This is a genomic window from Knoellia pratensis (assembly GCF_042666395.1).
GTDB lineage: Bacteria > Actinomycetota > Actinomycetes > Actinomycetales > Dermatophilaceae > Knoellia > Knoellia pratensis.
Window position 1 is genome coordinate 34855 of sequence record NZ_JBHTDJ010000001.1, and the last position, 11514, is coordinate 46368.

Here is an 11514-nt window from a genome sequence, read left to right on the forward strand (position 1 = left end):
CAGCCGGCGGCTCGACGGTGGAGCCATGAACGCGATGACCTTCTCCCCCGGCCCCGCTGGCTCCTCCCCCTCGCCCAGCTCGACCAGTTCGGCCAGCCCGGCCAGCCCGGCCAGCCCGGCCAGCCCGGCCACCGAGCCCTACGCGAGCACACCCACGGGGAGCCCGCACGCCCGGACCTCGCGCCTCCAGCGGTTCGTCCGCGGGAACGCCGAGGACCCCAGGTGGGCTCGACCCGCGCTGCTGGTGCTGTTGGCCGTGACTGCGGTGCTCTACACCTACGGGCTCACGAGCAACGGCTGGGCCAACAGCTTCTACTCGGCGGCCGTCCAGGCCGGGAGCGAGTCGTGGAAGGCGTTCTTCTTCGGGTCCTCGGACGCGGGCAACTCGATCACGGTGGACAAGCCGCCCGCAGCCCTGTGGGTGATGGCGCTCAGCGTCCGCGTGTTCGGGTTGAGCTCGTTCGCGATCCTGTTCCCCGAAGTCCTCATGGGCGTCGCGACCGTCGGTGTCGTCTACGCGACCGTGCGCCGCTGGTGGGGCGCTCCGGCCGGGCTCATCGCCGGCGCCGTCATGGCGCTCACCCCCGTCGCCGTCCTCATGTTCCGGTTCAACAACCCTGATGCCCTGCTCGTCCTCCTCATGGCGCTCGGCGCCTGGGCGACGATGCGGTCCATCGAGCGCGGCTCGGCCCGCTGGATGGCCCTCGCCGGTGTCTTCATCGGCCTCGGCTTCCTCACCAAGACCCTCCAGGTCCTCCTCGTCGTGCCGTTCTTCGGCATCGCCTACCTCGTCGCCGCCGACACCACCCTGCGCCGCCGCATCGTCGGTGCGGCCGCGGGCGTCGGCACGATGCTGCTCTCGGCCGGTTGGTGGGTCGCCATCGTCGAGCTCATCCCCGCGAGCAAGCGCCCCTACATCGGGGGCAGCCAGACGAACTCCTTCCTCGAGCTCACCTTCGGCTACAACGGGCTCGGCCGCATCAACGGCGAGGAGACCGGCTCCGTCGGCGGCGGGAACGGTTGGGGCTCAACGGGTCTCGGCCGCATGTTCAGCAGCAGCATCGGTGGCCAGATCTCCTGGCTCATCCCGAGCGCCATCATCCTGCTCGCCGTCGGCCTCTGGCTGCGCGGCCGGGCGCCTCGCACCGACATCCGTCGGGCCGGCTACATCGTCTGGGGCGGCTGGCTCGTCGTCACGATGCTCACCTTCTCGCTCATGGCTGGCATCTTCCACGAGTACTACACCGTCGCCCTCGCTCCCGTCGTCGCCGCACTCGTCGGCATGGGCTCCGCCGAGGCCTGGGAGCGCCGCAACTCCTGGCTCGGCGTCGGAGCCCTTTCGCTCGCAACCCTCGCCGCAGCGATCTGGAGCTTCGTCCTGCTGAGCCGCACCACGGCATACGGCGACTGGTTGCGGGTCAGCGTTCTTGCCCTCGGCATCACCGCGGCCCTCGGCTTCCTCATCCTCGATCGGCTCCACCGCCGCGCCGTCCCGGCCGTCATCGCAACCGCACTCATCGCAGCGCTCGCCGGCCCCGCGGCATACAGCGTCACGACCGTGGGCACGAGCTACACCGGATCGATCATCACTGCGGGCCCGAGCACCGGCGGCATGGGCGGGCCCGGAGGCGGCGGCATGCCGGGCGGCACGATGCCCACCCTGCCCGGCGGGACGATGCCCACTCTGCCCGGCGGAGGCGGCGCACCGACCGGTGGTGGCGGGATGGGCGGTCTGCTCGACGCCAGCACCCCGAGCACCGAGGTCGTCGCAGCACTGTCCGAGGGCGCGAGCAACTACCGCTGGGTGGCAGCCGCCATCGGCTCGCAGAGCGCCGCAGGGCTCCAGCTCGGCTCCGGCCTGCCCGTCATGGCGCTCGGTGGGTTCAACGGGTCCGACCCGAGCCCGACGCTGGTGCAGTTCCAGGAGTACGTCGACCAGGGCCTCATCCACTACTTCGCGTCCAGCGGCAACGGCGACGGCCGGGGAGGCGGTGGCATGGGCGGCAGCGGCAGCGGCAGCGGCACCGCCTCCGAGATCTCCGCGTGGGTCCAGGCGAACTTCACCGCCGTCACCATCGGCGGCACGACGTTCTACGACCTCACGGCGCCGGCAGGGAGCGCGACGACGACCGGATCCACCACCAGCACGGCGACGACGGTATGACCACCACCGTCCTCGACGTCGTCATCCCGGTCTTCAACGAGCAGGGCACGGTCGGGGCGTGCGTGCGCCGACTCCATGCGCACCTCGTCGCGACCTTCCCCTACCCGTTCCGGATCACGATCGCCGACAACGCGAGCACGGACGCGACGTGGGCGACCGCGCAGGCGCTCACCACCGAGCTGCCGGGCGTCCGAGCCCTCCACCTCACCGAGAAGGGTCGCGGTCGCGCCCTGAAGCAGGCGTGGCTCAGTTCTGACGCTCTCGTCCTCGCCTACATGGACGTCGACCTGTCGACCGACCTCGACGCACTGTGGCCGCTCGTCGCACCGCTCATGTCAGGCCACTCGGACGTCGCCATCGGGTCCCGTCTGGCCCGGGGTTCCCGGGTCGTGCGCGGCGCCCAGCGTGAGGTGATCTCGCGCTGCTACAACCTCGTCCTGCGCGTAGCGCTCCGTGCCCGGTTCACCGATGCCCAGTGCGGCTTCAAGGCCATCCGCGGCGATGTGGCGCGCGAGCTCCTGCCGCTCGTCGAGGACCCGACGTGGTTCTTCGACACGGAGCTCCTCATCCTGGCCGAACGCGCCCAGCTGCGCATCCACGAGGTACCCGTCGACTGGTACGACGACCCCGACAGCCGCGTCGACGTCGTCAGCACCGCGCGCGACGACCTGCGCGGAGTATGGCGAATGCGTCGCACCCTCTCGGCGTCGTCCGCGCCCGTCGCCGCCATCGCGGAAAAGATGGGCCGGCGTATGCCGGGTGCTCGCGTCGCGCGTCAGGCCGCCAGTTTCGCGGTGATCGGCGTCGCCTCGACGGTGTTCCACCTGGGGCTCTTCGCCCTCCTGCGACAAGGCCTGGCGTCGGCCACCCTCGCCAACGCCCTCGCCCTGCTGGTTGCCACGATCGCCAACACGTCCTGGAACCGGCACTGGACGTTCGGCCTGCGCGGACGTGAAGGTGCCGGGCGACAGCAGGTGCAGGCCCTCGTCGTCTTCGTCATCTCGCTGGCCCTCACGACGGCGGGCCTGGGCCTGCTGCACAGCGTCGCCCCGCGAGCCCCCACGTGGCTCGAGACCACTGCCGTGGCGATCACGACGGCTCTGTCGACCGCGGTGAAGTTCGTCCTCATGCGGACCTGGATCTTCGCGTCCGCGTCGACCTCCACCCCAGCGCCACCGAAACCGCCCTCAGTACAGGGTGGCGAGATACCCACCGTCGTCGTCAAGGAAGAACAGCACGACCGTCGAGTCCAGCTCGTCGACCAGGGCTGAGCAGGTCGCGACCGTGTCCTTCTTCGGCGCGGGAAGGGGCTCACAGAAGACCTCTTCGACGGGGATGCCATCTTCGAGTCCGTCGACAAGAGCCTCGGTCACGCTGTTGGTCAGGGCGAGCTCGGTCGCGGCACCGGAAGGCGCCAGGTCGACAGAGCCCCAGGACGGCATACCGGCGTCATAGAAGAAGTCCTCGCTGGACCCCGACCCACCCAGTCGCTCCACGGCATAGATGATCCCGATGCTCATCGTGATGAGGAACGTCAGTGCGCTGAGCGCCAACGCCGTCCACGCCACCCACGAGGGGTGTGCACGACCAGCGGTGGGAGGCGCCTGGGGCGGGCCCGACCACGGCGAGTCGGCTGCGGCTGCGGGAGGGGACGGGACGGCATACGCCGGAGGTGCCGAAGGCACGCGGTACGGATCGCCTGCGGACGGCGGGGTGAGGGTCATGACGGACTCCTGGAGGAGGGCAAGGGCAGCGGCTCATTGTGTCCTGCGAAGCCTCTGCAGGCGGCCGCTTTGCTCGGCGCGGTGCAGGACGGTTACCCTGATCCGGCTGAGGAGGCGTCGCCTAGCCCGGTTTATGGCGCCGCACTGCTAATGCGGTTTGGGTTCACACCCATCGGGGGTTCAAATCCCCCCGCCTCCGCACACCGGACTGGCCCTGGGAGCTTCATGCGCCCAGGGCCTTTCCCGTACTCGTCCGGCACACTGGCGCACATGCTCGAGTTCCTCAAGCGACCCCGCTCGCCGCGCGTGCTCATCGGCACTCTGGTCCTGGCCTGGGTCGTGATGATCACGACGAGCCAGGTGGGTTCGCCCGACCAAGGACTTCTGATGACCGTGGCGCTGGTGGTCGTGGTCGGCATCGGACTGCTGGTCGTCGCGTTCTGCCTCGTCAAGCTCGCCCTCCACGCCCTGCGGCGCTGAGGGGCGGGCGTGACTCACAACCGTCGGTGCTGCGTCGTTCAATGGGCATCATGACGACGACCCAGCCCCCACGGCGCCACACGACCCTGACCACAGACCTGGGCGATCTCCTCGCAGTGGCCGAGGGGGACGCCCTGGCCGGCCTCTACTTCCCCGCCCACTGGCACCCACCCGCGGCGGACGCGATCGGCCCGCAGGTCTCACCCACCGGCGACGCGGTCTTCGAGAACACGGCGCGCGAGCTCGCGGAGTACCTCCGGGGCGAGCGGACGACGTTCACCGTCCCCACCGTGACGCACGGGGACGCCTTCTCGGAGCGCGTGTGGGACCACCTCGCGACGCTCGACCACGGCACGACGACGACCTATGGCGCGATCGCCCGCGACTTCGGCAACCCCGGGCTCGCCCAGCGCGTCGGGCAGGCGGTGGGACGCAACCCCATCAGCATCCTGATCCCGTGTCACCGGGTCGTCGGTGCCGACGGTTCACTGACCGGGTATGCCGGTGGGCTGGATCGCAAGGCCCGTCTCCTGGCGCTGGAGGAACCACCTGAGGTGGTCGAGTCCCGGCTCTTCTGAGCGTACGAGTCAGGCCTCAGGAGCAGAGGTCGGCGTCGGCCTTGCGGGTCTGGATCGTCCCCGACGAGGTCGGCGTCGACGACAGGGTCGGGGTGGGGATGGGTTGGGTGCCGAGGCGGTTGGGGACCGCGACGACGTCGGGCGCACCGACTCCGAGAGTCACCCGGATCCGCTGACCGAGGTCGACTGCGGACTTCTTCACCGTGGCTCCGGGGAAGGCCGCGGCGACGGTACGGGCGGCTTCCGCGCGGTCGCCGGAGAACTCGATCGTGGCGCCCTTGGCCGCACCGTCTCCGTTGACCGACGTGGGGTGGTCGAAGCCCTGCACCGCCAGCGCCGCCACTGCCTGCTTGGCCAGGCCGGACACCCCGGATGCGTTGACGACCCGGACCTGGATCTTGTCGGGCGTCACGGTCAGCGGGACGGTCGAGGTGGGGCTGGGGGCGGGGGCCGGAGCGCTGAGGTCACGATCCGTGCGGATCGCCTCCCACAGCTCGTCGGCCGCGGGTGCCCACTGGACCCGGTTCTCGTCCTCGGGGTAGACCTCGGTGGGCACGGTGACGAACTGGATCTTGTCGACGCCGATGTTCTTGACGCTGGCTGCGATGTCCTTCATCGGCCCCAGGCCGAAGTCCTCGTCCATCTGCAGCGAGCTCGTCGCCGCCCCGAGGAAGCGCAGCAGCTTGTCGGGGCGCAGCAGGAGTTTGGAGTCCGTGGCCTGTTGCGCCACCGAGGACAGGAAGGCCTGCTGACGCTTGATGCGGCCGATGTCGGAGCCGTCGCCCACCGAGTAGCGGGTCCGGACGTAGCCCAGGGCCTGCTCACCGTCGAGCGTGTGTCGGCCCGCGGAGAGCGTGAACTTGGCCTTCGGGTCGTCGATGGCCTCAGGTGTGCAGACGGGGACGCCACCGAGGGCGTCGACCATGTCCTTGAAGCCGCTGAAGTCGACCACCGCGAAGTGGTTGATGAAGATGTCGGTGTTGCCCTCGAGGGTGCGGATCACGCAGCCGGGGCCACCGGTGTTGAAGTTCTGGTTCCACTGGTGGACGCGCCACGCCTGCGTGGGCGCGGCAGCGTCGCAGTCCACCGGCGACGGGACCATCGAGTCGCGCGGGATCGACACCATGGTCACGGACTTCCGGTCACCGGAGATGTGCATCACGATGTTGGTGTCCGAGTGCTGGCCCGGCTCCCAGTTGCCGGTGCCGTAGTCCTCGTTGCCGTCGCCCTCGCGGACGTCGGAGCCGATCAGCAGGATGTTGAGTGGGCCAGTGGCGAGGTTGCCTGCCGGCGTCGGCCGGTTCGTGCCGACCATCTTGGAGACGTCGATGCGGTCGATGTTGCCGTTGAGCCTCAGATACGTCCCCACCATGGCGATGACGAGCAGTGACGCAACGGCACCCACGATGACGAGGACGCGTCGGCGTCGGGAACGTGGACGATCGCGAGGCCCCGTGCGCAGGGCCGCCCTCCACTCGGCTCTGCGGCGGGCGACGCTTCGACTCAGCTCGGTGTCGTCGACACCAGTCTGGTCGTCAGGCTCGAACTGCACGGAGTCCTCTTCATCCGGGGGCATCATGAGGCGGCGCCCCACCCCCGTACGACGCCGCAGATGGCCGAGTGTAATGGCCCACCCTGAGAGGTCTCTGAGACCCAGGGGTGCCCGGGTCGGGTCCTGGACCACCGGGTGTTCACGAAGCGAAGGAACGACGAAAGGCGGCGTATGCCGGGTGCGCACCACCCGGCATACGCCGCCTTCTCGTCCGGTCGCCCTTGCGTCTGCGGATGTGGCGGCTAGAACGACCACATCCGCAGACGCAAGGAGGGAAGTCAGGCCTTGACCGCCAGGACGGCGCAGGTCGCGTCGAGGAGCACCTGTTGAGCGGTGCTGCCCGTCACGAGCTTGCCCAACGGTGAACGCTTGCGAACTCCGATGACGATGAGCTCCGCGTCGACCTCGGCGGCGACCGCCAGGATCTCGTCGGCCGGAGCCAGGCCACGCGTCATCTGCCGGACCTCGTGCTCGATGCCTCGCTCGGTGAGCTGGGCATCGAGAGCATCGAGGTCCTGCGGCTCCGCGAAGCTCGGCCCGGAGTAGTCACCCAGGACCCCGGAGTTCACGACGACGAGCCGTGAACCACGTCGCTCGGCCTCCTCGATCGCGACATCGACCGCAGCGAGTCCCGGAGGGCTCGGAATGTAGCCGACGACGATGGTCACGGTGCGTCCTGGCTGAGCTTCGTGGCGCCGGTCATGATTGCCACGCCCTCACCCATGTCGTGGGAATCGGGGGTGATGACCCCGGCCCGACCACCGAGCCGCTGGATGTGGATCCGGTCGGCGACCTCCCACACCTGCGGCATGTTGTGCGAGATGAGGATGACCGACAGCCCCTTGTCGCGCAGCTGCTTGACCATGTTCAGCACCATGCCGGACTCCTTGACGCCCAGGGCAGCGGTGGGCTCGTCGAGGACGATGACCTTGCTGCCGAACGCCGCGGCACGGGCCACGGCCACCGCCTGGCGCTGACCACCGGAGAGCGTCTCGACGGCCTGGGACATGTTCTGGATCGTCTGGATGCCGAGGTTCTGGACCGACTCGCCGGCCCGGCGCTCCATGCCCTTCTTGTCGAGCATCCGCAGCACCGACCCCAGGGGGCCCTTGCGCCGCTCCTCGCGGGCGAGGTAGAGGTTGCTCGCAATGTCGAGCGCCGGGATGACCGCAAGCTGTTGATACACCGTCTCGATACCGGCTTCTCGCGAGTCCTGCGGCTTCTTGAACGCCACCGGTTGGCCGTTCAGCGTGATCGTCCCCGAGTCCGGGACATAGGCCCCGGTGAGGCACTTGATGAGGGTCGACTTGCCGGCACCGTTGTCGCCGATGACCGCGAGCACCTCGCCCGGGTACAGGTCGAGGTCGACACCGTCGAGTCCGACCACTCGGCCGAAGGTGATGACGAGGTTCCGGGCCGAGAGCACCGGGTCCTGCTCGTAGATGTGCTCCTTGCCCACGGGGACGCCGCCGTGGGCGACCTCGAGGTCGGATGTGGTGGTGCTCATGCCTTCACCTTCCTGATCCACTGGTCGATGGCGACCGCGACGATGACGAGGACACCGGTGGCGAGCACGCGCCACTGCTGGTCGACTCCCATCTGGGAGAGCCCGAACGCGAACGTCTGGACGATGAGGGCACCGATGAGCGTCCCCACGAGCCGTCCGCGTCCGCCGAACAGGCTCGTGCCACCGATGACGACGGCGGTGATGCTGGCCAGGTTGGCGTCCGGAGCGGCGTTCGGCGTCGCAGCGCCGGCACGTCCGATGAGGATCCAGGCGGCAATGCCGTAGATGAGACCGGCCACGGTGTAGACCGCGAGCAGCATCCGCTTGCTCGGGACGCCGGAGAGGCGAGCCGACTCGGCGTCGTCGCCGACGGCATACACATAGCGGCCCCACGCGGTCTGCGACAGGACGAAGCCCATCACCACATACAGGAGGATGACGACAACGATCCCCCACGTGAGCCGGAACTGACCGATCCCGAATCCCTCACCGAGGAAGTTGAGGATGTCCGGCATGCTGTCGGCCTGGATGCTCGAGCCACCCGAATAGAGGAGCGCGATCGCCGTGAAGATGCTCAGCGTCCCCAGGGTCACGATGAACGGCGGGAGGTTGATCCGGGTGACCAGGAAGCCGTTGAGGAACCCAGCCGCCGTGGCCAGGGCGACGCCGATGAGGATGGCGAGGATGCCCGGCATACCGTCGTCCCGAGACAAGGTGCCCATGACCATCATCGACAACACCATGATCGCGCCGACCGAGAGGTCGATGCCGGCGGTGAGGATCACCAGGGTCTGCCCGACGGCAAGCGCCGCGACAACAGCTGTCTGCTGGAGCAGGATGCCCATCGAGTTCGCCGTGAGGAAGGTCGGCGTCGCGACGAAGAACACGAGGAACGCGACGAGCAGGAGGAAGAGCGGGCTCAGCCACGGCTTGCCGTGGAGCTGGTGCTGCAGCCTCTGCACCGGCGACTGCTGCCGCCGAGCGAACTCGGCGGCAGCAGACGTGACGTCGGCACTCATGGTCACTTGCCCCAGCAGATCTTGGAGCCCTCGTCGGCGGTGATGCTCTCGACGCCATCAACCTTCTTGTCGGAGACCAGCGCGACACCGGTGTCGAAGAAGTCGAGGCCCTCACTGGGCTTCGGCTTCTCGCCACCGCGAGCGATCTTGGCGATGGCCTCCATGCCGAGCGTTGCCATCTTCAGCGGATACTGCTGGGCGGTGGCCCCGATGACCCCGCTCTTGACCGACCCGACGCCCGCGCAGCCACCGTCGACCGAGACGATCGTGGCCGTCTTGCCTGCAGCCTTGAGGGCGGCGTTGGCGCCGACAGCGGTCGGCTCGTTGATCGTGTAGACGACGTTGATGCCGGGGTTCTTGGCGAGGCACTTCTCCATGGCCGAACGGCCACCTGCCTCCTCGCCGTTGCCGGCCTCGTTGCAGACGATGGTGTAGTCGCCGCCACCGGCCGCGGTGTACTTGCCGGTCTTGGCCTCGTCACCGTTCTTCTTGCCGTCGGCGACGTCGATGCCCATCCCCTCGAGGAAGCCCTGGTCGCGGTTGTAGTCGACCGAGACGATCTTGTCGCTGAAGAGGTCGATGAGGGCGATCGTGGCCGGCTTGCCTGCGACCTGCGCCGCGGCCCACTGGCCGATGAGCTTGCCGGCCTGACGGTTGTCGGTGGCGAAGGTGATGTCGACCGTGTCGGCCGGGTCGGGCGGGGTGTCGAGGGCGATGACGAAGAGACCGGCGTCGCGGGCCTTCTTCATGGCGGCGTTGACGCCGGTGCTCATCGGGGTGATGAGGATGCCCTTGTCGCCACGGGCGATGGCGTCCTCGATGGCGGTGATCTGGCCCTGGTCGTCACCCTCCTGCTTGCCGGAGGCGATGGTGAGCTTGACGTTGTTCTTCGTCGCGTCGGCCTTGCCACCTTGCTGCATGGCGACGAAGAACGGGTTGGTCGAGTCCTTGGTGATGAGGGCGACGCCGACCGCGGCCTCGCCGCCGGTGCTACCACTGTCCGAATCGCTCGAGCGGTTGCAGGCTCCGAGACCGAGGGCCGTCGATGCGGCCACCGCACAGACGAGGGCGCGGGATGCACGAGGGGGAATGCGCATGAGGTAACTCTCCTTTGAGTGTCCGATGACAACGTTGTCAAAGCCATTAATACGCCTCTCTTGCGCTCAGGTCAAGGGATAGCGTAGAACTCGGTACATGTCCGTGACATCGTTGTCAGCGTCGGCGCCCACTGCCGGTCACCATGAGTGACCAAGGTGGACGCGCGACGATGCGCGATGTCGCGGCCCTGGCAGGCGTGAGCATCAAGACCGTTTCCAGGGTCGTCAACGCCGAGCCCGGAGTCGCCGATGGCGTGCGGGCCCGAGTCCAGGACGCCGTAGGGCGCCTGGACTACCGGCACAACCTCGGCGCGAGCAACCTGCGTCGCGGCAAGGGTCGCAGCGGCCTCATCGGCGCCCTCCTCCAGGACGTCAGCAACAGTTTTTCCGCCGCGCTGCTCCGCTCGCTCGAGGACGCGGCTCGTGACCGTGGGACAGCCATCCTCGCGGCCAGTCTCGACGAGGAGCCAGCTCGCGAACGATCCCTCGTCCACAACCTCGTGACCCGGCGCGTCGACGGGCTCGTGCTCATGCCATCCACCGACCGGCAGGACTACCTGTCGTCGGAGGTACGAGCCGGATTGCCGGTGGTCTTCGTCGACCGCGAACCCCGCGGAGTGGCTGCAGACTCCGTCACCGTCGAGAACTTCGAGGGCGCGCAGATGGGCGTCGAACACCTTCTCTCGCAAGGGCATCGACGCATCGCGTGCCTCACCGACCTCGGTGAGATCTACACCGCTCGCAACCGACGCGACGGCTTCGTCGAAGCGTTCCGGGCGCGCGGCATACACCCCGATGACAGCCTGGCTGTCTCGGGACTGCGTGGACCCGGGGCCGCCGAGGCTGCGGTGCTCCACCTGCTCGATCTCGCGAAGCCGCCGACCGCGGTCTTCGCCGGACGCAACGACCTCACCCAGGGCGCGGTCCGGGCTCTGAGGCAGCGTGGCCTCAGCGATTCCGTGGCGCTCGTGGGCTTCGACGACTTCCCGCTCGCCGACCTCGTGACGCCGGCTCTCACCGTCGTTCGTCAGGACGTCGGTCGCATCGGCCGACTCACCGCCGACCTGCTCATGGCCCGCCTCGACGGCGACACGTCGCCACCGCAACGCATCGTCGTCGAGCCGACGCTCGTCGTGCGCGGCTCCGGCGAGATCCCACCTGGCTGAAGCTCGACCTACCGCACCGTAGGAGGGGCGATCACCCCACCTACGGTGCAGTAGCCGCCACACATGTGGCGGCGGGTGTGGGATTTGAACCCACGAGAGCTCTCACTCTGGTCGCTTTCAAGGCGACTGCACTAGGCCACTATGCGAACCCGCCAGGCGCATCGGCATGACCGATGACCGAGAGACAGGGTATGCCGGGAGTGCCCCGGATGCGGAACCCGGACTCC

General features: G+C 68.6%; 11 protein-coding genes and 2 tRNA genes. 6 read left to right on the forward strand and 7 right to left on the reverse strand.

Features of this window, described 5'->3' with window-relative positions; all coding sequences use genetic code 11:
• Positions 1–25 precede the first annotated feature (25 nt).
• Positions 26–2164, forward strand: a complete 2139-nt coding sequence (locus ACFQRE_RS00170) for an ArnT family glycosyltransferase (protein ID WP_380117550.1) — start codon at positions 26–28, stop codon at positions 2162–2164.
• Positions 2161–3435 (forward strand): glycosyltransferase, encoded by a 1275-nt coding sequence (locus tag ACFQRE_RS00175; protein WP_380117552.1) that lies wholly within the window; start codon positions 2161–2163, stop codon positions 3433–3435. Before ACFQRE_RS00170 ends, ACFQRE_RS00175 begins: the two co-directional genes overlap by 4 nt.
• Here ACFQRE_RS00175 and ACFQRE_RS00180 read toward each other — a convergent pair.
• Positions 3352–3888, reverse strand: a complete 537-nt coding sequence (locus tag ACFQRE_RS00180; protein WP_380117554.1) for a hypothetical protein — start codon at positions 3886–3888, stop codon at positions 3352–3354. The genes ACFQRE_RS00175 and ACFQRE_RS00180 overlap by 84 nt on opposite strands.
• 110 nt (positions 3889–3998) lie before the next feature.
• On the opposite strand from ACFQRE_RS00180, the gene ACFQRE_RS00185 reads away from it, so the two are divergent.
• From ACFQRE_RS00185 to ACFQRE_RS00195, 3 genes are all read left to right on the forward strand, one after another.
• Positions 3999–4087 (forward strand) — tRNA-Ser (locus ACFQRE_RS00185).
• Positions 4088–4158: 71 nt separating this feature from the next.
• Entirely contained in the window at positions 4159–4368 is a 210-nt protein-coding gene (locus ACFQRE_RS00190; protein ID WP_380117556.1) for a hypothetical protein, read from the forward strand.
• A 50-nt stretch (positions 4369–4418) separates the two neighbouring features.
• Entirely contained in the window at positions 4419–4946 is a 528-nt protein-coding gene (locus ACFQRE_RS00195; protein ID WP_380117558.1) for a methylated-DNA--[protein]-cysteine S-methyltransferase, read from the forward strand.
• 16 nt (positions 4947–4962) lie between these two features.
• Here ACFQRE_RS00195 and ACFQRE_RS00200 read toward each other — a convergent pair whose 3' ends face one another.
• The 5 genes from ACFQRE_RS00200 to ACFQRE_RS00220 all read right to left on the reverse strand — a co-directional run bounded on the left by ACFQRE_RS00200 (position 4963) and on the right by ACFQRE_RS00220 (position 10121).
• The gene (locus ACFQRE_RS00200) at positions 4963–6498 is read right to left on the reverse strand and encodes an LCP family protein (protein ID WP_380117560.1); all 1536 of its coding nucleotides are present in this window, start codon (positions 6496–6498) and stop codon (positions 4963–4965) included.
• Positions 6499–6776: 278 nt separating this feature from the next.
• Complete coding sequence (locus ACFQRE_RS00205; protein WP_380117562.1) at positions 6777–7166, reverse strand: universal stress protein; 390 nt, start codon at positions 7164–7166, stop codon at positions 6777–6779.
• Positions 7163–8005: an ATP-binding cassette domain-containing protein gene (locus tag ACFQRE_RS00210; RefSeq protein ID WP_380117564.1), complete on the reverse strand. Its 843-nt coding sequence runs from the start codon at positions 8003–8005 to the stop codon at positions 7163–7165. Before ACFQRE_RS00210 ends, ACFQRE_RS00205 begins: the two co-directional genes overlap by 4 nt.
• Positions 8002–9024: an ABC transporter permease gene (locus ACFQRE_RS00215; RefSeq protein ID WP_380117566.1), complete on the reverse strand. Its 1023-nt coding sequence runs from the start codon at positions 9022–9024 to the stop codon at positions 8002–8004. Before ACFQRE_RS00215 ends, ACFQRE_RS00210 begins: the two co-directional genes overlap by 4 nt.
• A 2-nt stretch (positions 9025–9026) precedes the next feature.
• Positions 9027–10121: a substrate-binding domain-containing protein gene (locus tag ACFQRE_RS00220; RefSeq protein WP_380117568.1), complete on the reverse strand. Its 1095-nt coding sequence runs from the start codon at positions 10119–10121 to the stop codon at positions 9027–9029.
• Between the two features lie 143 nt (positions 10122–10264).
• Here ACFQRE_RS00220 and ACFQRE_RS00225 point away from each other — a divergent pair, with 143 nt between their 5' ends.
• Positions 10265–11287: a LacI family DNA-binding transcriptional regulator gene (locus ACFQRE_RS00225; protein WP_380117570.1), complete on the forward strand. Its 1023-nt coding sequence runs from the start codon at positions 10265–10267 to the stop codon at positions 11285–11287.
• Between the two features lie 66 nt (positions 11288–11353).
• On the opposite strand, the gene ACFQRE_RS00230 is transcribed toward ACFQRE_RS00225, so the two are convergent.
• Positions 11354–11441: transfer RNA gene (locus ACFQRE_RS00230), tRNA-Ser, on the reverse strand.
• Positions 11442–11514: the final 73 nt, after the last annotated feature.